26 protein-coding genes are annotated in these 24,345 nt (G+C 64.8%); 13 read left to right on the top strand and 13 right to left on the bottom strand.

Features of this window, described 5'->3' with window-relative positions:
• The first annotated feature begins 170 nt into the window (after positions 1-170).
• Entirely contained in the window at positions 171-572 is a 402-nt protein-coding gene (locus RFM52_RS09595) for a low affinity iron permease family protein (protein ID WP_320296021.1), read from the top strand.
• Positions 573-680: 108 nt separating this feature from the next.
• Here RFM52_RS09595 and RFM52_RS09590 read toward each other — a convergent pair whose 3' ends face one another.
• Positions 681-2,168, bottom strand: a complete 1,488-nt coding sequence (locus tag RFM52_RS09590; RefSeq protein ID WP_320296022.1) for an MFS transporter — start codon at positions 2,166-2,168, stop codon at positions 681-683.
• A 132-nt stretch (positions 2,169-2,300) separates the two neighbouring features.
• Here RFM52_RS09590 and RFM52_RS09585 point away from each other — a divergent pair, with 132 nt between their 5' ends.
• Positions 2,301-3,200 (top strand): LysR family transcriptional regulator, encoded by a 900-nt coding sequence (locus tag RFM52_RS09585; protein WP_320296023.1) that lies wholly within the window; start codon positions 2,301-2,303, stop codon positions 3,198-3,200.
• Positions 3,201-3,715: 515 nt separating this feature from the next.
• Complete coding sequence (locus tag RFM52_RS09580) at positions 3,716-3,943, top strand: hypothetical protein (RefSeq protein ID WP_320296024.1); 228 nt, start codon at positions 3,716-3,718, stop codon at positions 3,941-3,943.
• Positions 3,944-3,989: 46 nt separating this feature from the next.
• On the opposite strand, the gene RFM52_RS09575 is transcribed toward RFM52_RS09580, so the two are convergent.
• The 3 genes from RFM52_RS09575 to RFM52_RS09565 all read right to left on the bottom strand — a co-directional run bounded on the left by RFM52_RS09575 (position 3,990) and on the right by RFM52_RS09565 (position 6,140).
• Positions 3,990-4,112, bottom strand: coding sequence for a hypothetical protein (locus tag RFM52_RS09575; protein WP_263497842.1), 123 nt, complete (start codon positions 4,110-4,112; stop codon positions 3,990-3,992).
• Between the two features lie 823 nt (positions 4,113-4,935).
• Positions 4,936-5,031 (bottom strand): putative RiPP precursor, encoded by a 96-nt coding sequence (locus RFM52_RS09570; RefSeq protein WP_320296025.1) that lies wholly within the window; start codon positions 5,029-5,031, stop codon positions 4,936-4,938.
• A 176-nt stretch (positions 5,032-5,207) separates the two neighbouring features.
• A complete protein-coding gene (locus RFM52_RS09565) occupies positions 5,208-6,140 on the bottom strand; it encodes a hypothetical protein (RefSeq protein WP_320296026.1) in 933 nt (310 codons plus the stop codon).
• A gap of 235 nt (positions 6,141-6,375) precedes the next feature.
• Between RFM52_RS09565 and RFM52_RS09560 the strand changes: the two genes are divergently transcribed.
• The 4 genes from RFM52_RS09560 to RFM52_RS09545 all read left to right on the top strand — a co-directional run bounded on the left by RFM52_RS09560 (position 6,376) and on the right by RFM52_RS09545 (position 9,951).
• Positions 6,376-6,597: a hypothetical protein gene (locus RFM52_RS09560; protein WP_320296027.1), complete on the top strand. Its 222-nt coding sequence runs from the start codon at positions 6,376-6,378 to the stop codon at positions 6,595-6,597.
• A 304-nt stretch (positions 6,598-6,901) separates the two neighbouring features.
• Positions 6,902-7,387 (top strand): RidA family protein, encoded by a 486-nt coding sequence (locus RFM52_RS09555; RefSeq protein ID WP_320296028.1) that lies wholly within the window; start codon positions 6,902-6,904, stop codon positions 7,385-7,387.
• An 87-nt stretch (positions 7,388-7,474) separates the two neighbouring features.
• On the top strand, positions 7,475-7,696 hold the full coding sequence (locus RFM52_RS09550) for an alkylphosphonate utilization protein (RefSeq protein WP_040980560.1): 222 nt from the start codon (positions 7,475-7,477) through the stop codon (positions 7,694-7,696).
• A 266-nt stretch (positions 7,697-7,962) separates the two neighbouring features.
• Entirely contained in the window at positions 7,963-9,951 is a 1,989-nt protein-coding gene (locus RFM52_RS09545; protein ID WP_320296029.1) for an acyltransferase family protein, read from the top strand.
• A gap of 52 nt (positions 9,952-10,003) precedes the next feature.
• Here RFM52_RS09545 and RFM52_RS09540 read toward each other — a convergent pair whose 3' ends face one another.
• A complete protein-coding gene (locus tag RFM52_RS09540; protein ID WP_320296030.1) occupies positions 10,004-10,357 on the bottom strand; it encodes a cupin domain-containing protein in 354 nt (117 codons plus the stop codon).
• Between the two features lie 724 nt (positions 10,358-11,081).
• Entirely contained in the window at positions 11,082-13,112 is a 2,031-nt protein-coding gene (locus tag RFM52_RS09535; protein ID WP_430699258.1) for an AI-2E family transporter, read from the bottom strand.
• Positions 13,113-13,366: 254 nt separating this feature from the next.
• Between RFM52_RS09535 and RFM52_RS09530 the strand changes: the two genes are divergently transcribed.
• The 4 genes from RFM52_RS09530 to RFM52_RS09515 all read left to right on the top strand — a co-directional run bounded on the left by RFM52_RS09530 (position 13,367) and on the right by RFM52_RS09515 (position 16,034).
• Entirely contained in the window at positions 13,367-13,681 is a 315-nt protein-coding gene (locus tag RFM52_RS09530; protein WP_320296031.1) for a hypothetical protein, read from the top strand.
• 169 nt (positions 13,682-13,850) lie between these two features.
• Positions 13,851-14,192, top strand: a complete 342-nt coding sequence (locus RFM52_RS09525; RefSeq protein WP_320296032.1) for a hypothetical protein — start codon at positions 13,851-13,853, stop codon at positions 14,190-14,192.
• 125 nt (positions 14,193-14,317) lie between these two features.
• On the top strand, positions 14,318-14,632 hold the full coding sequence (locus RFM52_RS09520; protein ID WP_320296033.1) for a hypothetical protein: 315 nt from the start codon (positions 14,318-14,320) through the stop codon (positions 14,630-14,632).
• A gap of 136 nt (positions 14,633-14,768) precedes the next feature.
• A complete protein-coding gene (locus RFM52_RS09515; protein WP_320296034.1) occupies positions 14,769-16,034 on the top strand; it encodes a DUF763 domain-containing protein in 1,266 nt (421 codons plus the stop codon).
• Between the two features lie 330 nt (positions 16,035-16,364).
• Here the strand turns inward: RFM52_RS09515 and RFM52_RS09510 are convergent, their stop codons facing one another.
• The 4 genes from RFM52_RS09510 to RFM52_RS09495 form a co-directional block, all read right to left on the bottom strand.
• Entirely contained in the window at positions 16,365-17,237 is an 873-nt protein-coding gene (locus tag RFM52_RS09510) for an NmrA family NAD(P)-binding protein (RefSeq protein ID WP_320296035.1), read from the bottom strand.
• An 81-nt stretch (positions 17,238-17,318) separates the two neighbouring features.
• Positions 17,319-17,915, bottom strand: a complete 597-nt coding sequence (locus RFM52_RS09505; protein WP_320296036.1) for a DUF6456 domain-containing protein — start codon at positions 17,913-17,915, stop codon at positions 17,319-17,321.
• A gap of 166 nt (positions 17,916-18,081) precedes the next feature.
• Entirely contained in the window at positions 18,082-18,879 is a 798-nt protein-coding gene (locus RFM52_RS09500; RefSeq protein ID WP_320327843.1) for a GcrA cell cycle regulator, read from the bottom strand.
• Positions 18,880-18,986: 107 nt separating this feature from the next.
• On the bottom strand, positions 18,987-19,280 hold the full coding sequence (locus RFM52_RS09495) for a hypothetical protein (protein WP_320296038.1): 294 nt from the start codon (positions 19,278-19,280) through the stop codon (positions 18,987-18,989).
• Between the two features lie 161 nt (positions 19,281-19,441).
• Here RFM52_RS09495 and RFM52_RS09490 point away from each other — a divergent pair, with 161 nt between their 5' ends.
• Together RFM52_RS09490 and RFM52_RS09485 are read left to right on the top strand one after the other, a co-directional pair.
• Positions 19,442-20,074 carry a LexA family transcriptional regulator gene (locus RFM52_RS09490; RefSeq protein WP_320296039.1) on the top strand — a complete coding sequence of 211 codons (633 nt, stop codon included), beginning with the start codon at positions 19,442-19,444 and terminating at the stop codon, positions 20,072-20,074.
• 135 nt (positions 20,075-20,209) lie between these two features.
• Positions 20,210-21,085, top strand: a complete 876-nt coding sequence (locus tag RFM52_RS09485) for a DUF2167 domain-containing protein (RefSeq protein WP_320296040.1) — start codon at positions 20,210-20,212, stop codon at positions 21,083-21,085.
• Between the two features lie 586 nt (positions 21,086-21,671).
• On the opposite strand, the gene RFM52_RS09480 is transcribed toward RFM52_RS09485, so the two are convergent.
• Genes RFM52_RS09480 through RFM52_RS09470 form a run of 3 tightly spaced genes read right to left on the bottom strand, consistent with a single transcriptional unit; the run spans position 21,672 to position 24,225 of the window.
• On the bottom strand, positions 21,672-22,685 hold the full coding sequence (locus RFM52_RS09480; protein ID WP_320296041.1) for an ABC transporter substrate-binding protein: 1,014 nt from the start codon (positions 22,683-22,685) through the stop codon (positions 21,672-21,674).
• On the bottom strand, positions 22,682-23,455 hold the full coding sequence (locus tag RFM52_RS09475; protein ID WP_320296042.1) for an ABC transporter ATP-binding protein: 774 nt from the start codon (positions 23,453-23,455) through the stop codon (positions 22,682-22,684). The genes RFM52_RS09480 and RFM52_RS09475 overlap by 4 nt, the downstream gene beginning before the upstream one ends.
• Positions 23,452-24,225 (bottom strand): ABC transporter permease, encoded by a 774-nt coding sequence (locus RFM52_RS09470; RefSeq protein ID WP_320296392.1) that lies wholly within the window; start codon positions 24,223-24,225, stop codon positions 23,452-23,454. The genes RFM52_RS09475 and RFM52_RS09470 overlap by 4 nt, the downstream gene beginning before the upstream one ends.
• Positions 24,226-24,345 lie beyond the last annotated feature (120 nt).

Here is a 24,345-nt window from a genome sequence, read left to right as displayed (position 1 = left end):
CTTCCGTCGTCGTTTGCCGGCATCGGATTCGCCGCACCAAGCTGCCAACTGGAGCAACGGGCATGGATGACGACCACAACAGTGTTCTGGAAGCGCGCTGGCTTCTTGCCGTGCCGGCCTCGATGCTGCTTACCGTGCTGATAGCCGGCTTGCTGCTCGGGTAGGCGGCGATGAACCGCCTCCTCTTTCGTGCCGCCGATTTCCTGTCGCGGCCGCCCGGCTTCTACGCGATGCTCGCCGCCATGGCCGCCTGCACCCTCCTGGTGCCCTTCGGACTGACCAACGTCGTGACTTACGCCTTGTCGGTGGCGGCGATCGTCATCACCGGGGTAGTCCTCATCCAGGGTTACCGGGACACCGCGGCCATCCACGCCAAGCTAGACGAGATCGTGATCGCGCTTCGCCAGACGCGCAATGACGTGGTCGGGCTCGAACATGCGGAACCGCATGAGATCAAGTCGAAATTGACAGAACTGGAAATGGAGGCCGAGCGTCTTGCGACCGGTGGAAGCTTGAGGGAAGCCGGAGCCACGGTGGGTGGGGTTCGTTGGGGTAGCCGAGGCTCCGGCTGAAGGCGGAATGGGCACCGCCGCCAGGCAAAGATAGTCCTTGCGGCCCATGGCGAAATTACGCGATCGCGGAAGCCTGAAATCTCTCCCTTGATCCCTCCGAGGGAGAGATCACGCGCTCCTTCTTCCAGCCAACGCAATCCCCCCTGCGACCACCACCAGCACCGCAGCCGCAACGAAGGTGAACCGCATTCCGCCGGCAACCGCCTCAGGCGTCGCCGCCGCGATGTTCCCCGTCCCCACTGCGAAGGCGAACACCGCGCCCATCACGGCCGTGCCGGTGACGAGGCCGAGATTGCGCGAGAGGCTGAGCATGCCCGACACCACGCCGCGCTCGTTGTTGTCGACATCGGCCATGACGGCCGTGTTGTTGGCCGCCTGGAAGAGCTGGTAGCCCGGCGTGAGCAGGATGATGGCCGCCACGTAGCCGGCAACGCCGAAGAGGCCTGGCAGCGCAGCGAGCGCGAGGCAGCCCGCAACCATCAGCGCCAGTCCTGTGGCGATCATCGCGGCCGCGCCAAGGCGGTCGACGACACGCCCGGCAATGACCCCGCATAGAGCCGAGACGACCGGCCCGATCGACAGCACGGCCCCGGTCGCCGCGTCGCCGAGGCCCAGCCCGCGGGACAGGAAGAACGGGCCGACGACCAGCGTCGCCATCATCACCGTCGAAACCAGCACATTCATGGCGAGGCTCGGCGCCAGCACCGGGTCGCGCAGCAGCGCGAGCTTGACCAGGGGCGACGCCACCTTGGCCTCGGCGACTACGAACAGCGCCGCGCCGGCCACTGCCGCGCCAAGCAGCGCGATGTTCAGGCCACCGAAATGGCCGCGCCCCGTCGTCATGGACAACGCATAGGCGGCAAGCGTGGCGGCAAGCAGCAGCGTGCCAAGCATATCGAAGCGCCCCCTCGCCTTTCCAGATACGCCTGCTGCTCGGCGGACGATGCCCGCTGCTTCGCCGGCGGCCATCGCTCGGCGGACGATGCCCGCTGCTTCGCCGGCGGCCATCGCCGCTGGAAGGAACCGCCAGGCGGCAAGCAGCGCGACTGCGCCGAGCCCGGCGTTGACCAGGAAGATCGAGCGCCAGCCGAGGGCGGCGATCAGCACGCCGCCGAGCGAGGGTCCGAGCGCCGTGCCGATCGCCGACATGGTGCCAAGCAGGCCCATGGCGCTGCCGGTGCGTTCCTTCGGCACCGTCTCGCCGACGAAAGCGATCGTCAGCGCCATCATCACCGCCGCGCCCAGGCCCTGCACGGCGCGGGCGGCGATCAGCAGGGCCAGCGATGGCGCGAGCGCGGCGGCAAGCGAGGCAGTGCTGAACAGCGCAAGGCCAGCAATCAGCAGCGGCCGGCGGCCGACGAGATCGCCGAGACGCCCGACGCTGACGATCAGCGCGGTGATGGCGAGCAGATAGGCCAGCACCACCCATTGCACCGCCGCAAAGGACGCGGCGAAAGCCACGCTCAGCGTCGGCAGCGCGACATTGGCGATACTGGTGCTGAGCGAAGCGATGAGCATGGCAAGCGACAGGCTGGCCAGCGCGCCCGCTGTCGAACGGCTTCCAGCCGCGGCGCGGGTTTCGGCGATGTCGACCATGATTTCTTCTCCGTCGGTTGAACTTGCCGGGAAGATATGCGCGCGGCTGATATGGCGGAACACGCAGCATTTACACTTGAATAGTGTACCAAACGCCATGTCTCCTTGACGGATCCGTGCTAGGGTCGCGCCATGTCGCGACCCGATCTCAACCTGCTCGTCACGCTGGATGTGCTGCTTGCCGAAGGCAGCGTCGCCAAGGCCGCGCGGCGCCTGAAGCTCAGCCCCTCGGCGATGAGCCGGGCGCTGGCGAGGCTGCGCGCGGCGACCGACGACCCACTGCTGGTGCGCGCTGGGCGCGGCCTGGTGCCGACGCCGCGCGCCGTCGAGCTCGGCGCCGAGGTCGGCCGGCTGGTGACGGAGGCCGAAGCGATGCTGCGACCCGCCGAACGGCTCGACCTCACGCGGCTTAACCGCAGCTTCACGCTCCGCAACAGCGACGGTTTCGTCGAGAATTTCGGCCCGACGCTGCTGGCCCGCGTGGCTGAGGAGGCGCCGGGCGTGCAATTGCGCTTCGTGCCCAAGCCCGACAAGGACAGCGGCCCGATGCGCGAGGGCGCGGTCGATCTGGAGACCGGCGTGGTCGGCGGCTCGACCGGACCCGAGATACGCACGCAGGCGCTGTTCCGCGACCGCTTTGTCGGCGTCGCGCGGGCCGGCCATCCCTTGAGCGAAGGCCGTATCACCGCCGCCCGCTTCGCCGCCGGCCGGCACATATTGATCTCGCGTCGAGGCCTCGACCGCGGCCCGGTGGACGACGCCTTGGAACGCGCCGGGCTGACGCGCAAGGTCACGACCGTGGTCGGCGGCTTTGCCGAGGCGCTGGCGCTGGCGCGCGGCTCCGACCTCATCGCCACCGTGCCGGAGCGCTATACCGGCACCCTGCGCGCGGGCCTGTTCACCTTCACGCTGCCGGTGAAGCTCGCCGCGCTGACGATCTCGCTCTTGTGGCACCCGAGGCTCGATGCCGATCCGGCGCATCGCTGGCTGCGCGGGTTGGTGCGGGACGTGTGTGGCGGGCGCAGCGCCTGACCTCTTCCGACAGGCCAGGACGTCGCGAGCGGACCACAGACCGGCCAATGAACCACCCCAATTCTCGCCGCCGAGGTCGTGACGAAAGTCATATTGTCGGTACATTAGATCAGTCTAATAATATGGACATCGCCAACGTTCCTCACGCGGAACCCAGTGCCGGCCATGGACATTGCTGGGCGCTTGGGAAGGAGGCGGATTGAGCGACTTCAGGAAATTTGCCTGCCCTCTGTGCCAAGGCGCAGGCAAGGTGTTCGTCTGCGAGAAACGAACCCTCTCCAACGGCACATGTTGTCCGCCAGGCACGCTGCACGACAATTGTCCTGGACAACGGGTTCCCTGCCAGGCCTGCAACGGAACGGGACTGCGCGGCTACGGCGCGCCCTCTGTCCTGCAGGAGTGAGCCTATCAATCCCTGGTCAGGCGCAGGAGCGTGCAACCTTGCCCTTTATTTGTAATTTCTAATATAAAGATGCCCACGCGAGAAACGCAAAGCGGCGCCCCGGGAGGCGCGCATGAAGGCCTATCGCGTCGAGGAAATTGACGGCGAAACCGTAGTCGCGGTCCATGCGGCCGAAGCCAAGACGCCTTTCGAGGCGGCTGAGAAGGCGCTTGGCCAGAAAGTGACCTTGCGTGCCGGTGCCGACAGGTGGGTCCGCGTCGTCGACCTCACCGAGCGGCCGAGGCCGGTCAGACTCAGGCCCACGACCTTCGAATTCAAAGCAATCGGACAGAGGAAATAGGCGATCCTTGGCTTTGAACGCTTCGCGTTTTTTCCCGGAGTAGCTTTCAGGTGCTGGCGCCGCCCATCAGCGCGGCGACCAAGGTCGCCAGGAAGACAAGCAGCCCCAATGCGACCCGATCCAGCCATGACCGCCGTCTGGCAAGAACCTCGAACAACCGATTGGCCATCGCAACTTCCCCCATTCGTTGCCGACATTGTATCACGTCTTTCATGAGCGGATCATAAAACGGCTCACAGATGCGCCCGATACTGCTTTCAAGGCGAAACCCGTCGTCGCCGGGCGCCGATGCTGCACTGCCGAATTGCGCCCAAAAAAAGTCGGGGTCGAAGGGCCAATCCGACCGCGAAAAATCAGCTTATTCAAGCGGATACGCATATATATGCGACGCGGTCTGTCGGCCATCGAAAAAGCCCGGAATTCCGCCATTTCAGGGCTTCTTGGCTTGGCTCCGGCATGACCGCAAAGCGTGCTTCGGGTACGAAAAGGCGGCTAAAAAGGTGCTGCCAGGCCGCTCGCCGGCGGCGTTGACAGGCCTCCGCGCCAATGGCAATGCGCAAACCACTGGTCACGCCATGACCGTTGCTGTTGGGGACGGACGGGGTTTCAGCAGCTTGGCGGCGGCGCCGGACGGGCGGGCACCTGCGCGGTGTACCGCCCGCTCCTGGCCGGGCCGGCTTTCAGCTTCAAAACCGCTTGCCTTGAAGCGATGGCGCGTTCCCGAGAAAATCAGAACGTGAAGCCGGAGGACGGCACTGCGGCGGTCACCGCCGAAAGCCTGTCACGTCTGGCAAGCGTTGGTTTGCAATATGGCTTCTTCATCGGCTGTCTACTTCATCGGGGCCCGGTCGGCGATGAAAACAGGACAGCAACATATGCCCGGTGTCCGCCGCGTCAAGCGAGGAGGCCAATTTGGCCGCCGGGAAACCGGTTTCAAACAACTGGCCGGCGAACCGATAGGCGCGCCAGCCGATCCTGTCCGTGCGCCGACGTTACGGCGCGGGATTCGAACCAGCGACGGCGGCCGCGACGACGCTCGACAGCTTTTGGCGCTTCGACAGCACCGGCTTCTCGTAAGTCTTCTTCATAGGCACCCCTTTGCCCAAGTTTAGCGCGTGCAGCACGCAGCGCGAATCGGAGTCGCGTCAAAGAACATTTGCGTGATCGACGTGCAATGCGGGTTGACTGCAACCGAAAGGACGCGGGCTGTGGCTGGCCGGCAACATCCGACGCCGCCGCGAGACAGCTTTAAGATCGTCCCGGGTCAGCCCGCATGCTGCAGCCAATGGCGGTCGAACAACTCGAGGACAGCACGAAACTCGGCCGGCGGGATCTGGATAGCGCCGTCGTCGCTGTAGGCGTCGAGGAATTTGTCGAGCTGGCGGTCGACCGCTTCCGGATGTTCCAGGGCGACGCCGAGGCTTGCCAGGTCGGCGGCGATCGAACCGCCGGCCGGCAGGTACCCGCCCCATGTCCCGATCCCGGATGCCGCATCGCGCAGCCGCACCAGCAGGATGCGGGTCAGCGAGGGCTGCGCTTCGGGGCCGATGACGGCGGAGCCGCACATATAGCCGCCGAGCGCGCTGACCGGCTGTGTCTGCGGGAACAGGCATAGGAAGAACTGCGTGTCGCCGCCGACATCCTTGAGATGCAGATAGAGGCCGCGCTGTGCCGGCATCACCGGGCCGACCAGCTGCAAATGCCCGGTCGGCAAGGTCTCGCCATAGGTGGCCGTCAGCCCGTGCACGCCCGGTCCGGCCTCGATCGACAGGCGGCCCTTGATCAGCTGGCCGCGATAATAGGGTGACCAGGCGCGCGAATAGCATGCATAGGTTGCGGCAAGCCCGGAGCCAAGGCCGCGCTCATCGTGCCCGGAAGCATCGAATTGCATGCCGGCGCGGCGCTCCAGCTCGGCGCTGTCGATGCCGTGGCGGGCCGCGATCGCGGCGCTGAAGGCCGGTAGCTCGCTCTCGGCGATCCAGGCGCCGGGCTGTTCCAGTTCGAGCAGTCTCGCCCAGTCGTCATAGACGCTCATCTGGCGCGGCCGCGCGCGGCCCTGCAGCCATTTGTCGGCGCGACCGAGATCGAACGCGGTGTTCGGATTGACGGCGCGGAACGCCGCCGCCAGATCCTTGCGGGTCACGGTTCCCAGCAAGGCCGAAGTCAGCCTAAGTTTTTGCGCGATGTGCTGCGCCATCCGCTAGCCCCGCTATTTTTCGTCGCCTAACGATGTCGGCGTCCGGCAGGAATCACCGAGCTTCCCCAACGATCCGGGTTAGCACGCCGGCAAATGGCCTCCATTCCATCTATCTTATTTCCATATGCTAATATTACTGGAATTCCAGAGAATTCCACAATGTTCCGCGCGCGCGACCTTTGCGGATGGACAGGCAGCGCTACGCTCGTTCCGGGATGAATACAGGGGAGCTGTCATGAAACTCGTTCTATCCGCGCTTGTTATGGCGCTTGCGTTGTCGCAAGCCGCCGAAGCCAAAACGAAAATCCCCCCGACCGAGGCAAAGACCGGCCACGAGAAGAGCCGGCCGCCGCTCGATCAGACGGCCACCGGCGGCATCGTGCCTTCGGCGGGCCTGCGGTCGAAGAGCGCTGAACCAGGCCAAGCCTATCCGCAGCCGCTGGACCTTCATTTCTAAATCAATTTCGGAAGCTGTGCTCGGCGGTTTTGGTCTGGAACCGCGTAAGACAAAAGGTAGCCATTCCAGGGGACCCATAGCCAGTTCACCATCCGGGATCGGCTGGGAAAAAGCAGCGGCCGGACGGCCGAACCAACAGCCGCCCGGCCACCCTGAAGGCTGGGGGCTTGGCGCCGCCGGCTATGCTTCCAGCCAGCCCCCGATCATTCTTCTTCATATCCAAGCCGTTCTTGACGAATGCCCCGCGAACCGGAAAGCTCGGCTGTGGCGCCGCAACGGCGACTGCGACGAGGGAGGACATGCCATGCCGGGTGCCGACGAAAAGCTTACCGCGCTCGGCATCGTGCTGCCACCGCCGCTGAAACTGCCGCCGGGCATGGTGCTGCCCTTTCCCTGGGTGAATGTGCGCGGCGACCGCGCCTATATCTCCGGCCACGGACCGCAGGAGCCGGACGGATCGCTCGCCGGGCCGTTCGGCGCCGTCGGTGAGAGCGTGTCGCTGGAGGAAGCACGGGCATCGGCCCGCAAGGTCGGACTGTCGATGCTCGGCAGCCTGAAACGCGAGCTCGGCAGCCTTGACCGGATCACCGGCTGGTGCCGCGTGCACGGCATGGTCAATTCGGCTTTGCGCCTCACCGAAACGCCGGGGGTGATGAACGGCTTTTCGGACCTCATCCTCGAAGTCTTCGGACTGGAAATCGGCCGCCATGCCCGCACGGCGATCGGCGTCGCCGCGCTGCCCCTGAACTTCCCGGTCGAGATCGAGGCCGAAGTGATGCTTGGGCGGTGAGCCTCACCCTGGTTCAAGCGCGGCTTGACCAAACCGTGGTCGGCGCGATAGGCGGGCCGAGGCCATCCAACCAATGAAAGACCCGCCATGACGGACCCTATCGTGAAAGACAGCAACGGCACGCCGCTGAAAGACGGCGACTCCGTGACCCTCATCAAGGACCTCAAGGTCAAGGGCACGTCCGAAACGATCAAGCGCGGCACGCTGGTGAAGAACATCCGGCTCAACGGCAATCCCGGCGAGATCGAATGCAACACCAAGCAGGTCAAGGGCCTGGTGTTGAAGACCGAGTTCCTGAAGAAGGCGTGATGGCGGGCCGAGGCCCTACCCCCTCCCGGTCGAAGCCGAGGGCGGCTGGCGATTGGCGAAAGCACGATAGCAACGGAGCCTCGCCAACATGGGCAGGGCGCTGCTCCTCATCCGCCCTTCGGGCACCTTCTCCCCGTGAACGGCGAGAAGGAAGGACTCTCCCCAAATGTTGCACCGCGTTAGATTTGTTGCATTGCGATATCATCCCATAGGGCCGAGGCTTTGAGGCAGGCGGGATACGAACGACGTTTGCGAGGTTCGTATTCGTGTCAGTATCAACGCAGGATTTCCGGGCCGACATCGAAGGGTTGCGGGCGGTGGCCGTGGCGGGCGTCGTCGCCTACCATTTCGGCCTGACGGCGCTGCCCGGCGGCTTTGCCGGGGTCGACATCTTCTTCGTCATCTCGGGCTATCTGATTACCCGCCATCTCGTCGCCGAGATCTCCGACACCGGCCGGCTGGACCTTCTGCGCTTCTATGCCCGGCGCGCACGGCGCCTGTTGCCGGCGGCACTTTTCGTCATCGTCGTGACGCTTATGGCCGGCGCGGTCATCCTGTCGCCGGAGGAACAGGCGCTCTATTCCAAGGGCGCCATGTTCGCGTCGGCCTACATGATCAATTTGTGGCTGATCCGCTGGTCGTTCGACTATTTCGCCAGCGATGCCACGAGCAACCCGTTCATCCACTACTGGTCGCTGTCGGTCGAGGAGCAATTCTATCTCGCGTGGCCGGCGCTCTTGATGCTGGCGGCCTGGGTGAGACCGGGCAAGCGCGGCATCGTCGTTGTGATCGGCACTGCCGGCCTCATCTCCTTCGTCTTCTGCGCCTGGCTGACGAGCGTGTCGCAGCCCTGGGCCTTCTATTTTTCGCCGCTGCGCGCATGGGAATTTGCCGCCGGCGGCCTCGCATCGATGGCGCCGGCGCGGCTGTTGCAGGAACGCCCGCTGCTGGGGCGAGCGTTGAGCCTGACCGGCCTGACAATGATCGGGGCCGCTTATCTCACCTTCAGCGAGGACGCTCCCTTCCCCGGCTTTCTGGCGCTTGTGCCGGTGGCCGGCACGGTCCTTCTGCTCAAGGCGGGAGCGGCCGGCGCCAGGGACGGCCGTTTGCGCAATTCCGAACGGAATTGGGTGAATGCCGCCCTGGCGCTGCCGCCTTTGCAATGGATCGGCAAGCTCTCCTATTCGCTCTATCTCTGGCATTGGCCGGTCATCGTCTATGCCGGCATGCTGGCGCCGGAGCTGACGCCGGCCGAGCGGCTTTTTTGCCTTGCGCTGACGCTGGCGCTGTCCGCCCTCAGCTACCACCTCATCGAGAACCCGATCCGCCGCAACGGCTGGCTGATGGCCAATGCGGCGCGGGCGCTGGTGCCGGCCCTCCTCCTGACCGGCACCGGCGTCGCAGCCGCCTACGGCAATGCCAGGCTGGCCGTGCATGACTTGGACTTCGAGCAGCGCATCATCGCCGCGAGCGCAGCCGAACCTTCGACGGCGCGCGCCAGGGCGGGCTGCGTGCAGGACAACGAGACGGTGACGCCGAAGCCTTGCGTGTTCGGCGATGGCCAACGCGTCATCGCGCTCTTCGGTGACTCCCACGCCGACCATTGGTCGACGCCGCTGATCGAGGCGGGCCGGAAGAACGGCTACCGGGTGGTGACCTGGCTGAAGAATTCCTGCCGCGCCTCGCGCATCAGCGTCTGGTCGTCCGAACTCAAGCGTCCCTACAGCGAGTGCGACCGCTGGCGCGAGCAGGCAATCGCCGAGATCATCCAGGCGAGGCCGGCGCTCGTGGTCATCTCGGAGCTGGCGCTGACCAGCGGACGCAAGATGGCCGGCCGCGGCGGCGACACGGACAGCCAGGACGCCGACTGGCGGGCCGGCCTGCGTTCCACCCTCACCAGCCTGAGCAAGGCCGGGCTCAAGGTCGCCTTCATCCGCGACGTGCCGTTCAACAACGCCAATGTCGACACCTGCGTGGCGCGCGCGCTTTGGCGGGACGAAACACCCTCACGCTGCGACCAGACGCGCGCCTATGCCGCCAACGACCAGATGGCGGCGGTGGAGCGCGACATCGTCGACAGCATCCCCAACGCCGCTTACGTCGACCTCACCGACCGCTTCTGCAGCGCCACCATTTGCCACGTCTTCATCGACGGCAAGCTCGCCTTCCGCGACCAGCACCATATGGCGACGCCCTTTGCTGAATCGCTGGAGCCGGAGGTGGAGAAGAGGGTGATTTCCAAGGTGGGGCGGTGAAGCTGCCAATCTCCCCCCTCGTGGGGGAGATCAGCTAGTCGCGAGCCAGCCCTCACCCCACCACGACGACGAAATGCTTGGTCACCGGCTCGAGGATCTTCCAGGTGCCCTTGAAATCGGCCTCGACGACGAAGGCATCGCCCGGGCCGACCTCGACCGGCTCGCCGCCGTCGGGCGTGATGATGATGCGGCCGGCGATCATATGGACGAATTCATAGTCGGTGTAGGTGGCGTGATAGGTGCCGGGCGACGCGCGCCAAGTGCCGGACATCACCTTGCCGTCCTCGGTGGTGTGCTGCACGGCCGTCTGCATGGTCGGCCTGCCCTCGACGACGACCCAGCCCGGCAGGTCGCCGGCCTCGGCATGCTCGACGGCGCCGAATTTGAGAATGGTGGGTCTGGTCATCGAATGCTCCTGCGGTTCGCCGGAATTGGCTGGCGACGGCATAGCCGATGACCGCATGCGTTGCACGCGGCGATGCGACAATGGCAGGCAAAGTGGCGACGGGTTGCGATGACTAAAGCAGGTCGCGTGAAAAAGGATTCACGCAACCTGCTTTAAGTCTTTGATCTTAAGCATGTCTTTGTCCCGAAACCGGGACCACTTTCGGGAGACATGCTTTAGGGCGTTCGCCGGGCGGCTGAACATCCCGTGTGTTTCCACTGCGTTCCATCTGGAATCAAAAAGCCCGCCGGATGGCGGGCTTTCAGGTTCCGACCAGATCAGGTTGAAGAAGATTGCGGCCTTGCAGTGATGACGCTCAGCTTTTCGCGTCTGGTCAGAACAGGCTTCTCATAGGTTTTCTTCAAGGTGCCCCCCTTTCAAGGCTTCGCCGGTCCGCATGTGGGCGCGGCCAGGCAATGCTAGGAAGCTATAGCCGGCTGAGGTAATAGGCTGTAGCACATTAGCAACACTTAACGGACATCCTGCAGAGCTTGCGGCATTGAGCATCGCTGTCCCGTTTCGGGACTGGCATCCGTCTTGCTATAAAGAGATTGCCGGTGTCCTCCCGCCGGTCCTGATCGGGGGATCAGGTTAAATCTCGCCGGGCCTGTGGGCTTGGGCATTAGGGTTAGGCTCGGCGAGTTTTCTTTCTTCACTGTCATGCCAACTGGCTGGCGCCCCGCCCTCACTGCGCGGCCTGCAATTGCTTTCGACGCGCCGGCTGACGGCGGCGGTGGGCTGGTTTCAGCGTGACGGCGGCCCTTTTGGACAGGGCGCCGGTCACGGCATCGACCATGCCGAAGGCGACGAAGTCGGCGTTGAGGGTGCCGGCGAGCTCTGCCGCGGCCTCGCCATCGCCATTGCCGACTTCCGACCAGAACACGATGCCGACGCGCAGCTTTGGCTTGATGCGCTTCAACCTGCGCACCATGAAGCGCGCGTGCTGGCTGGACTGGCGGTTGAGGAAGCCGATGACGACGGCGTCGGTGGCCCCCAGGTCGAGGCGGCGGATCGCCGAGGGTTCAAGGTCCGCGAAGCTCGCCTTCGACACCGAGGTCCCCTGCACTTCCAGCACCTGCGCCAGCATGGCTGCGGCGGCATCGTCGAGCTCGCCACGCCCGCCGCTGCAGAGAACGGTGATGCCGGAGCCGTCCGGCAGGTCGAGATCTTCCTCGTCGGCGCTCTCTTCGGCCGGCTCGCCCGCCTTTTTCTCACTTGCTTTTTTCTCACTTGCCTTCCTGTCGGTTGCCTTCTCGCCGGCGGGGGCCTGTTCGGTTTCTTCCTCCTCGGCCTCCTGCTGGGCGCTGTCGTCGAGATTGGCGACGAGCGTCATAGCGCTGTCGGCGACCTGCCTGCGCTGCTCGTCATCCATCACGCCGCGCCCACGGTCCTGCTCACCAAGCAAGAGCGCCGGGATGGCGACCTGGTCATAGAACTGGAACAGGTATTTTTCCTCAAGTATTTCTTCGGCATGGTCGGTCGCCTCGTCAGGGTCGCCGGCAAGCAGCCGCTGATACATCCGGGCATGCGGCTCCAGCACCGGCTCATTGCCGAACAAAACGTCGAGGAATTCGAATTGCGGCACGTGCCGGCCAAGCACAACCAAGCAGACGGTGAGCGGCGTCGACAGCACCAGGCCGATCGGCCCCCATAGCCAGGTCCAGAAGATCGCCGCCACGATGATGGCAAGCGGCGACAGGCCGGTGTGCGATCCATAAAGCCACGGCTCGATGACGTTGCCGGTGACGAGTTCGACGACGATGAAAAGCGCGGCGGTCCACAAGAGCAGCGACCAGCCGGGCGCCACGGCCAAAGCCAGGAAGAGCGGCAGCAGCGCACCGACGATCGGGCCGATATAGGGCACGAAGCGCAGCGCCAGCGCCAAAAGGCCCCAGAGCAGCGCGTTGGGGATGCCCAGCACCCAGAGGCCTATGGTGATGGGCACGGCATAGATGATGTTCACCACCAATTGCATCAGCAGGTACTGGCCGACGCGCTTGCCGGCATCCTGCAGGGCCTGCGTGGTGCGATGGAGGTCACCATAGCCGACGAGGCGGATGAAGCGGTCGCGCAGATCCTCCCGCTCCATCAGCATGAAGATGACAACGATGATGACCAGGCCGGCGGAAGCCAGCGGGCTGATCAGCGGCCCGATCAGGTTCTGCAGCACTTCGAGCGGCTTTTCATGCGAAACGACCTCGACCGGGATCGGATCGCGCTTCGGCGCCTCGGCGGCCGAAGGCAACTGCGGTTCCTGCCGGTCGATCTCCTGGCCGACACGCTCGATGACGCCGCTGAGGCGCGAGATGATGCCGCCGCCGAGGCCGTTTTCCTTCAACGCGCGGACCTTGGTCAGGATGTTGATCTGGTAGACCGGGATGTTCTGCGCGAGGTCGCTTACCTGGGTGGCGACGACGAAGGTGAACAGCGACAGCGCGGCGAACGCGCCGGCGACGCTGGCGATGACCGCCGCGATGCGCGGGACGCCGGCGCGCTTCAGCCAGGACACGACGGGCGCGATGGCGAAGGTCAAGAGCAGGGCGACAGCGATCGGCAGGAAGACCTCGCGCCCGAAATAAAGCGCGGCGACGCTGGTGACGACGCTCGCCACCGTCGGCAGCACCGTGCGCGGGTGGCCCCTGGAGGCGGCGAGCAGGCTCGCCAGCCGCGACTCCGATGCGCCACCCACCCCATTCCGACGATTGGCCGCCACCATCGAGCCTCCCTGCTGCCTGGCAATGATCAGAGATATTTCGCCGGCGTGCAACGCTCCCAGGGCAGGTCGGTTGCAGATACGCTAATAAATACCCTGGGGCCATGACTTTACAGAGAGGAAGCAATGCGCCGGTTCAGGCTGCCGGCGACTTGGTCCAGGTCCTGTCCGAGGGCAGCAACCTCGGGGTTTTCTGGAACATGAACGGCTTGAAACCGTTTGTCTTGTCGAAGGGGCGTCCAACACAGGAGGCAGCGATGAAAAAGCTTCTGCTTGCTTCGATGATCGCCATCGCCTCGGCGTTCGCGATCGTGCCGGCCAGCGCCGGCAGCGTGCAGCTCGGTATCGGCATCGGTCCGGGCTATGATGACGGGTACTACAACGACTACGGCGGGTATTACCCGCACCGCTATTACCGGCACGTCTACAATGACGACTACGACAATGGCGGCTATGTGGTGCGCTATCATCATCGCCATCATTGCCGGACCGAACTGGTGAGCCACTGGCGCCATCACCACCGCGTGGTGGAGGAAGTGCGCATCTGCGGTAACGGCTACAACGGCTACTAAACGGGCCATGGTATAGCGCGGAACGGCTTTCGTCCGCTCCGCGCTACCGTTTGCCGTAGGCCGCATCGAGCGCTCACGTGGCCTTCAAATGTTGCTGATTGCGCATGGCGGCGCAATTTTTCAGCGTGCCCGCACGTTATCATGGGTGAACCTTCAGGAGGAGGTTGCCATGAAAAAGCTTGTGTTTGCCTCGGTCATCGCCCTCGCCTCGGCGGTCGCCATCGTCGCGCCGGCGAATGCTGGCAACGTATTCCTCGGTGGCAGTTATTTCGACTATGGCCCCTTCGGCGATTTTTACGACAGCTACAACTATGCCCCGGTCTATGGCTCCTATTGGGGCGGCTCCTATCTTGATGACGGACCCGGCTACGGACCAGCCTACGGCAACGAAGGCAGCAGCTATGTCGCCCCGCCGAATGTCGTGCACACCCGCCGCCATTGCCGCATCGAAGCGGTGAGAACCAGCAGCCATGGCCACAGGTTCATGCGGGAAGTGCGCGTCTGCGGCTAGCCGTATCCGCCGCCGGAAGCAGGCGCGGCTTCACATCCCGGTAATTTTCGCGCGAGGCCTACAGCCCTTGGCAGCTTTTCCGCTTGTAAAGCGTTGTTAATGTGAACCTTCAGGAGGAGGTTGCCATGAAAAAGCTTCTACTTGCCTCGGCAATCGCCGTTGCGTCGGCGGTGGCTACAGTCGCGCCGGCAGACGCCCACGTGTTCTTCGGCCTCGGCATGGGCGGCTACGAGCCCTATCCGTTCTATGGCGGCCCGTATTACGGCGGCTACCGCAACTATTACGATGACGACTATTATCCCAGCTACATGGTGTACCCGCACTACCGATACCACAGGTACTATTATTATCATCACCGGTACCACCATAGGCACTATTATTACTACCACCATTACCGGCACCACCACAGGCATCACCACCGGCACTATTACAGGTACTAGGTGGCAGGCGTTGACGAGGCCGGCGACGGGCTGATCTCCCTTTGTGGAGCCCCACAAGGGGAGAGCGGCAGTTGCCACGCCTTGCAAATCCCTGCTGAAATGCCATCTAAGTCGCCAGCTCCGAGGAGAACAAAGGGTGACGCAGCGAAGCGGCAGCGCCGATCTGCCGCTGCATGGCGGGCGGGTCCCGAAGTGGCTGGGCGAGCGCATGACGCGCCTGGGCGCGGTGCTATGCGAGGCCATCATCCACCATTACGGCCGTGACGAGCTTTTGCGGCGCCTGGCGCATCCCTTCTGGTTCCAGTCCTTCGGCGCCGTGATGGGGATGGACTGGCATTCGTCGGGCATCACCACTTCGGTCATCGGCGCGCTGAAGCGGGGGCTCAACCCGCTCTCGGGCGAGCTCGGGGTCCATGTCTGCGGCGGGCGCGGCGCGCATTCGCGCAAGACGCCAGGCGAGTTGCTGGCCATCGGCGACCGTGTCGGCCTCAACGGCGAGGCTCTGGCCACCGCCAGCCGCCTCGTCGCCAAGGTGGACAGCGCCGCCGTGCAGGACGGTTACGACCTCTATCTGCACGGCTTCATCGTCGCTGATGACGGGCGCCGGGTGGTGGTGCAGCAAGGCATGAACGGCGACGCCCGCCAGGCGCGCCGCTACCACTGGCTGTCGGAGGGGCTCACAAGCTTCGTCGACCAGCCGCATGCGGCGATCGAGGGCGCGGCGCAAGGCGAGATCGTCAATCTCACCGACCGGCGCGCCGAAAAAGCCCGCGGCGGCCAGATCGAGCTGCTCAAGACGATGAGCCCGGAAAAGATCCTGACCGAGCTTGCCGTGCTGGAGCCGCAACCCGAACCCGAGCCCGCCGCGCAGCCGCTGTTGCCCAACCTCGTCATGCCGGCGCATCACGACGTGCGCGAGTCAGACATCGTCATGCGCCGCCTGCACGGCAACATCGCCTCGGCGATCGAAAGCGGCCCGAAGGATTTCCCCGAACTGCTTCTGGTCCCCGGCGTCGGACCGCGCACGGTGCGGGCGCTGGCCATGGTCTCGGAAGTGGTGCACGGCGCGCCCTACCGTTTCTCAGACCCGGCCCGCTTCTCGCTCGCCCATGGCGGCAAGGACCGCCACCCCTTCCCCGTGCCGCTGAAGGTCTATGACGAGACGATCGGCGTGCTGAAATCGGCGGTGGGGAAGGCAAAGCTCGGGCGAGGCGAAGAGCTGGAAGCGCTCAGACGGCTGGACGGCGAGTCACGCCGGATGGAACGGTATGTGACGGGGCCGAGTTTGAAGGAGATCGTCGCCGGCGAGATGGACCAATCGCACCTGCTGGGCGGGCGGAGCGTGTTCGGGTGGGAGAAGGCGCCCGAAGGTGATTTGAAGCCGCCGAAGAAAGATGCTTGAGGCTCGCCCGCAAAGTCTCGCAGGTCGGCGCCGCCCCTCATTGCCTGCCGGGCACCTCTCCCCGCGAAGTGAACGGGGAGAAATGGCTGCCCCGGGCGCCCCGCCCTATCCTTCGCCCTAGAGCGGTTCAGCGTTTCACGGAATCGCCGAACCGCTCTAAGTCTTTGTTTTTACGCAATTCCGGACGGAAAACCGCTACGCACTTTTCCTGGAATTGCTCTAGTTACGGGGAGAAGGTGCCAGAAGGGCGGATGGAGAGCAGCGCCGATGCTGAGCAGACTCGCGCCCCAGCCCAAACTTCGATCACCTACCCGCCCCAAGCGTCTGTTTTCACATCGCAAGCGCGCTCTGCTTGCCCACAAGGGCCGCGATATAGTTTTCCAGGCTGATCTTGCCGCGCTCCGGCCTCTCAGGCTCCTCCGGCTCGTCCAGCGTGGCGGCGGTCATGCGGGCATAAGCCTTGGCCGCTGCCTCGGAAAAACCAAGCTGCCGATACGCTTCCACCCACCGCTCGCGCGGCGTCGACACCAGGCGCACATCCCTGCCCAGCGCTTCCGCGAAAGCACGCGCGACGTCGGCGCATGAATAGCGCCTGGGACCTTCCACATAATGAATACCGGTCTGCCCGACCGGCTCCAGCAGCAGCCGCGCGGCTGCCTCGCCGAGATCGCGCGGCGCCACCATGGGCAGTTGGAAATCGGCCGGGAAGAACGAGTTGACAACGCCGTCGCGCCGCGCCGTCTCCAGCGCTCCATCCCAATTGCTCATGTAATAGGCGGCGCGGATGATACTGGCGGGAAGCGCTTGCGCCGCGAGCTTCTGCTCCAGGCCATAGAGCACCGACAGGTCACCGATGCCCTCGCCCGGCTGCGCGCCGTAGGCCGATTCCGCCACCACCTTTTCCAGCCCCGAACCTTCAAGCGCGGCGGTGATAGCCGCCACGGTCTCGCGCTCCCGGGTATCCGTGTCGGTCGAAGGATCAGCAGGCGGGTTGAGCAGGAAGGCGCGGCGGCCGCGCTTAAGCACTTTGCGCAGCGCCTCTACATCGCGCACGTCCACCTCCGCCACCTCGGCGCCCTGTTCGACGAGATGCGCCGCTTTGCCCGCATCGCGCGTCACCACCGTCACCGCCTCGCCGTGGCGCAGCAACGTCGCCGCCGCGGCCGAGCCGACATGGCCAGTGCCACCCAGAATGATATGCATGGATTGGTCCTCGCGTTTTTCCATACCGGGTTAATGGCAGGCGGCGCGAAGGGTTCAAACGATGCTGACAGGTGGTGACGCTCACCCTGCCTTCCTCCCCATCGTCCCGTAGTGCACCGCCAGCAGGTCCAGCCCGAGCTTCAGCAACTTTACCACCACGTCGCGTCCGTCGCCGGTGCGCTCGGCGATGGCCTTCACCGACCGGCCTTCGAGGCAGATTTTTCGTACCACCTCCGCCACCTCCCAATGGCCCAGCGCCGACGCTGCATGTGCATAGGCCCGGCCGGCTGACAGCACGCGGTCGGGGATGCCGCCGCCGACCCGGCCGCTGTCGATGCGCTCGCTCCAGGATTGCGGCTGCAGGCCTTCGCGCTGGCTGCGCTCGAAATCGTCGCGGAAGCGCCCGCCTGCCTCGCGCTGCTGGCGGCTGAGCGAAGTAATGCCGACCAGCGGGTCGACATTGCGCAGGCGCACGATGCCGCCGGTGGAGGTGTAGCCGCCGTTCGACACCTCGTAGACGCGGCGCGCCTCGGCCGTGTCCGGGGTGAGGCGCTGGCGGCCGAAGGCGTCGGTTTTCAGCGCAAAGTCATGGCCGAGCTCGCGGCGGATGCGCACCTGCTCCGCCTCGCCCTTGGGAAGCTTTGGCGGCCGGGGTTTCTTGGCGGCTTTGCGGGGCATGGGCGGGTCCTTGCTCAGTAAAATGGCGATTGGAAAGTTGGAGGGCGCTGTCCGGCTGGCCTGTCATTGATTGTCGGCGACGGTCTTCCGCTCCGTCGCGGCTTCGCCGCGCCGCCCCGCTCTGCGGGGGAGGAAATGGCACCAGGCAATTCGCCCGGCTTCACCTTCACCTTCCGCGGTGGCCGTGGAACCTTGCATGGTGGTGCGCGCAGTAGGAGCGCGTGGCCGACGTCGGCAGGCCGCAGCAGAGCATATCCGGTCCCGGGCGGGCGCCGACGGGATCGTCTTCGGCATCCTCGCGCAGCGCCAGATCGAGCGGCGCGCGACAGCGGCCGAACAGGCAGTCGAGGAGGCGCATGGCCGCGACATGCGGCTGGCGACCGGGGTTCACCGGAGGCGGCGGCGCCGGGAGCTTGTAGAGATGTGCTTCGGATTTCTGGCGCTCGCCTGGGGCAAGCCAGGCCGGAGGCAAGGTGCGCGCGGGCTTGCGAGCGTTGGGCTTTTTTGGCGTGGGGGTGCGGACGGTGACGACGTCCTGACTCACCGAGGTGCCATAGGCGGATACGTCAGCGGGACAGCGCCCCCCTCTGGCCTGACGGGCATCTCCCCCGCTTGGGGGGAGATTGGCAGCTTCCGCGCTGGCGCCTTCTACAAGCTCGGCGTATCTCGAAAGCACAGTCGGCTCCGACAGCGCCACCCCTCCGGCGGCCATCCTGCCCCGCCGGCCGGGGCGACCCGGCCGGGTGTGCTTCCTCGGCCTGCCGCCGGCACGGCCGCCTTTGGGGTTGGCGAAGCCGATGGCGCTTAAGCCGGCGTTGCGGTGGACGATGCCGATGATGGCGTTGCGCGAGACCGGACTGCCGCGCAGCGCGCTGAAGCGGCCGGCGATGCGCGAGGCCGACAGCCCCTCCTTCAGCAAGGCGGCGATCTCGTCGATTTCCTTCTCGGTGTAGGCGGCTGCCATCATCTCGTTCCATTGATTGCGAAGCGCTTGGGGCGAAGCGCCCGGCTTCAGGCCAGGCGCCAGGGTTCGGCCGCGAGGCCGTTGGTGGTCAGATCAGCGTTGAGGGGTCAGGCCGCGCCGGTCAGTCGAAGAAGGGCGGCCTCGGCGGCGGCCCGCGTCAGGCCCGACACCGCCCGGCCCGTCATCCGGTCGAACAGGATGACGGTGCCGTCCTCGGTGCGGATACAGCTTATGCCGGAATTGGGGGCCGGAGCCGGGGGAGGAACGGCTCCGGCCGTTCCGGTGAACCGGGGTGCGGGCGGTTCAACCGGATCCGGGGCAAGCGCCCCGGAATGCGCCCGGACCGGGGAGGAGGACAGTCCGGACGATGGGAATTGATGCGTCGAGGGACGCGCGTTCATGCCGCCTATCAGCCCTGGGAGGCTCGCGGACAGCGTCGGAATCACGGGCAGTGCGGAAATGCTTGCGGGAGGCTCATTCATGCGCTAAGCGTACGTTATGTACGAAATGCGCGCAAGCGAAATCGTACAATTTGGACGACTATTTTCAGGCATTTTGTACGATGATGGATTCCCGGCACAGATTGCAGCAGGCGCGCGCCCAGGCCGGCTATGCCTCGCCCAGCGATGCGGCGCGAGCCTTGCGCGACATCAACAAGAACACGCTGATCAGCCACGAGAACGGCAACCGGCCATTGTCCCGGAAAGCGGCGGAGAAATACGGCCGGCTGTTCGGCGTCGACCCCGGCTGGCTCTTGTTCAACGCGGATGGTGCGGAAGCAGCACCGGTCAGCCTCGCCTCCTCGCCCGTCACCGTCGACGTGCCGATCGTGTCCTGGATCAGCGCCGGCGAGCTCGGCAGCCAGGACAGCGTGGTCAACCTCTCCGACTATCCGACGATCCCCACCGCCGACCTCGAGGAGGGTGAATGGATCGCGCTGCGCGTCGACGGTCCGTCGATGAACAAGATCTCACCGCCGGATTCGATCATCTTCGTCAATTTGCGCGACAAGCGGCTGGTGACCAATGGCTGCTACGTGATCTCGGACGAGTCGGGACGCGCCACCTACAAGCGCTACCGCCCGAACGACAATCCGCCGTTCCAGCCGGCGTCCTATATGGACATCCCGCCGCCGGAGCTGGAGGGCGCGATCACCATCATCGGGCGGGTGAAGCGCTCGATGATCGATATGTGAGGGTTAGGGCGTCGCGTCGCAATAACGTCACAACCCTGCAGAAGAACAAAAAGGGAACTTTTAGACTTGTACTTGCCTTCAAAATCCCCTTAGATCACGGCTGGGTGGGGTTGGGTCCCGTTACGGGAGGGGGTCATGAACAAATCGGTCCGGGAAAACCTGTTTTTCATTGTGGTGGCGAGCGGCTGTTTCCTGGCGCAGGCGGCCATCGTGCGTGCCGAGGATGCGAACTATCATCCGCAGAGCTTTACCCAGCCTTTGAGTGCGGCGAGAGGCACAATCAATCCGGCGGGCGGAGATGCCTTTTATCTGAAGCCGGAAGACCGCTGCGATCTGGTGGTGAAGGAATTCGGCTGGGACCGCGACCAGTGCGGTACGATCGACCAGCTGATCTTCGGCTTCACGCCGGAGATCGACAATCTGACCGTCGAGAAGCCGGTGTCGGACGGCTATGTGAGCCTGGCGGACTGGGATAGCAGCGACTGCAGCGCGGAAATCAGTTCGATCGAAGACACCTTCAAGGAATCGGTGAAAGCGCAATCGGAGCGGTCCGGACAGGAGATCCGCTTCGACGGCTGGCTTGTCTATCCGCAAATCGACAAGGCCAAGAACATTCTCTACTACGCCAACATCCTGAACTGGGGCGGCGAGAGGACGATCAACATATCGATGTCGATCTTCGACCGGCAAGGCTATGTTCCGATGAAGATCGTGCCGGTGAACGGCAACGTGACAAGCGACGACGTGCAGAAGATCGTCGCGGCGTCGGCCGCCGCCTACAAGCCGCAGGCCGGCGCGGCCTATTTTGATTTTTCCAGCGGCGACAAGATCGCCGGCTACGGCGCGCTGGGCGTGCTGGCGACCATGCTCGGCGTCAAATATGGCGGCGCCGCCAGCGCAGGGCTCATCGCGCTCGCCCTGGTGGTGTTGAAAAAGGGCGCCTTCATCCTGCTTCTGCCGCTGGTCTGGCTGAGACGGTTGTTCAGCCGCAGGAAGAAGGCGGACAGCTAAGGCACGGACGCGCGACGGTTACCCGAAATTCCCACTGGATTCGCCCGAGCCAGGGCGCGAAAGTCTGCATTTTTCGTTCGATCGCATGCTTCGCATATTAGCGATTACGCATAATCCATTCTTAGCCGGCAACGCGGTGTCCCTTACCCGTTGCCGGTTAGGCTCGGCGCCTCCCGTTCATACCCCAACAGCGACGGCGCCGGGCCGCCACCACATTTTCCGTGAAAAGGCCTGCTGCGCGAGGCGTGGGCAGCGGGCGATGAGAGGGCCGGCCGACTGGCAACCTGACAAAGGAGTGGGGCAGCTACTCCAAAACCGGCGCTCAAGAGTGCAAGGGCTTCGAGTGCCATGCACAACAGCAAGCTAGAGCGGTTCAGCGTTTCACGGAATCGCCGAACCGCTCTAAGTCTTTGTTTTTACGCAATTCCGGACGGAAACCGCTACGCACTTTTCCTGGAATTGCTCTAGTGCCGGCCTTCAAAGGCTTCATCCCTCGATTGCAGGACGCCGGCACGGCTGGTCGAACCCGTCAGCGCGTGCCCTGGCGCGGCTGGTCAGGCCCGACGGCCTTCCTGGGGCTTCAACCCTATCCCAGGAATTCATCGCTGAAATAGGTGGAAAAGTCTGGCCGCATGGCGAGCGCCTTGCCGTTGCCGTCGAGCAGTATTCCCGAGGCGAACAAATACCCGCCCATCGCTTCCATCTTGGCTTTGTCCATGGTGCCGATGGCGCCGTTAGCGCCCTTCAGGAAGTGGCCGTCGTTCAGCGCCTTCAGCGAGGCTTGGATCAGCGCGGGGTTGGTGAGCGTGTCCTTGTTGGCGGCGACCAGCAACTCGCCTGCATCCTTTGCCTGATCGACTGCGAATGCATAGCCACGCCGCGTCGCCTGCACGAAGGCCGCGGCGGCCTTTGGATTGGTCGCGAGAAAAGCATTGCTGGAGACGATCAGCGTGGTGTGCTCGTCCGGCACGCCGTAATCGGCGTAGCGGAAGGTGCGTTGCTTGAGACCCTTCAGCTCCGCCTCGACACCTTCCCATGTCGAGACTTCCAGCGTGAAATCGACCGCGCCGTTGGCCAAGGCCTCGTAGGCGGACGTTCCCAGCGTCACGGTCGAGAAATCGCCTTTGCCGCCGTCGTGGCGGATGATGGTCTGCAGCAGCGTGTTTTCCCAGGCGCTGCCGAAGCCGCCATAAGTCAGGCCGTCGAGGTTTTTCGGGCTTTTGATCGCGGAGCGATCGGCGTTGAAGACGACACGACCGGTCTCCGACTGGACAACGGCATAGACAGCCTTCAGGTCGGCGCCGGCGCTCTTTTGCGTGAACAAGCCGAGCGAACCGGAAATGCCGAAATCGGCGACACGGTTGGCAACCAGCGTGCCCGAACCCGTATCGCCATAGGGCAGGATTTCAACGTCCAGGCCCGCATCGCGGTAAAAGCCTTTGTCGCGGGCGACAAACAGGCCGATGTGGTTGGTGTTGACGGTCCAGTCGAGCGCGACGGTGATTTTTTGCAGGGCGGCGGCACGGGCTGGCGTGATGGCTCCGGCAAAGGGCAGGCCGGCGGCCAGAAACAGCGCCTGGCGGCGGGTCAGGTCGGTCATTTCAATTCTCCATCGCATGGTCGGAAATTCGAATCGGGCTGGCCAAGCAGCGTGTCGAGGATGCCGGCCTCGATCGCCGCAGCCTCGCGGGCAAGTACCGCGCTCTCGGTGCGCGGGCGCGGCAGCGGCACGGCCACTTCGCGCACCACGCGCGCGGGCCGCGCCGACAGCACATAGATTCGGTCGGACAGAAGCACTGCTTCGCGCACGTCATGGGTGATCAGCAGCGCCGTCCAGCGATGGTTTCGCCACATCGTCTCCAGCCAGCGCTGCATGGCCGCGCGGGTCAGCGCATCGAGCGCGCCGAAGGGCTCGTCAAGCAACAGCATGTCGCGTTGCTGCACGACGGTGCGCAGGAGCGCGGCGCGCTGGCGCATGCCGCCGGACAGCTCGGCCGGCCAGGCATGTTCGAAGCCGACAAGGCCGAACTCGGCGAACAAAGGCGCCACGCGTCGCCGCGCGGCCCGGCGCTTCATGCCCTGCACTTCGAGCCCCAGCGTCGCATTGTCGATGACGCGCCGCCACGGCATCAGCGCGTCACGCTGCGGCATGAAGGCGAAGCGGGCGCCATCGAGCGGCGCGCCGTCGAAGCGCATCTCGCCCTCGCCCCGGATTGCGCCGGTGAGCAACTGGAACAATGTCGACTTGCCGGCGCCAGATGGCCCGAGGATCGAGACGAACTCGCCCGCAGCAACATGCAGCGAAACGCCGGCCAGAACCTTAAGCGCGCCGAAGCTTTTTTGCACGTTGCGGAGCTCGAGCCTTGTCATGGCCGGCCCTTCCCGACAGGCTCGCCGCCGACGTAACGCGCCCTTTCGCCGTCTGCATTTTCCCAAGGCATCGCAAGACGCTGGACGAGGACGGCAAGACCGAAGAGCGCCAGCGTCAGTGCCGAGCTGAGAGCTACGGCGGCGAGCACCAGGTCGGGGCGGAAATTGTTCTTGGCGCTGAGCATGTAGATGCCCAGCCCCTTCGCGGCGCCCGCATATTCGGCGAAGATGGCGCCCACCACGGCATAGGTGATTGAGATGCGCAACCCGGCGAAGAAATAGGGCAGCGCCGACGGCAACCGGGCGAGCCAAAAAATGCGCCAGCGCCCTGCTCCCATGGCGGCGAGCATCTGGCTGATTTCCGGACTCGTGGCGGCATAGCCCTCGACCAGCGCCACCATCATCGGGAAGAAGGTGACCAGCGCCACGAGCAGGATCTTCGGCAGCAGCCCGAAGCCGAACCACAGCACCGCCAGCGGCGCGATCGCCACCAGCGGCAAGGTCTGGCTGGCGATCAACAGCGGGAACAGCGCGCGGCGCAGCGGAGCCAAGAAGTCGACCAGCGCCGAGAGGATGAAGGCGGCGGCGAGCGAGCAGGCAAAGCCCGCCAGCGTGGCGCGGATGGTGGGCAGTGTGTTGTCGGCCAGTGCCGCGCGGTTCTCCCAGGCTTGCGCCAGCACCCGCGAGGGCGCTGGGAGCATGGTGGGAGCGATGCCGCCCAGGCGAGCGTAGAGCTCCCAGGCGGTGAGGAGGAGGGTCAACGAAAATATGACGGGAGCTAATTTGGCGAAGGCGGATGCCACAGCCAATCTCCCCCGCAACGGGGGAGATTGGCTGTCGTCTTGGCTTTCGCCAAACGCCTCTTGCGGTGTGGAATCTAATTCGACAGC

The sequence above is a fragment of the Mesorhizobium humile genome (assembly GCF_033977215.1).
Classification (GTDB): domain Bacteria; phylum Pseudomonadota; class Alphaproteobacteria; order Rhizobiales; family Rhizobiaceae; genus Mesorhizobium; species Mesorhizobium humile.
Note: the sequence above shows the minus strand (reverse complement) of the source record. Positions and strands in the feature narration are given on the sequence as shown.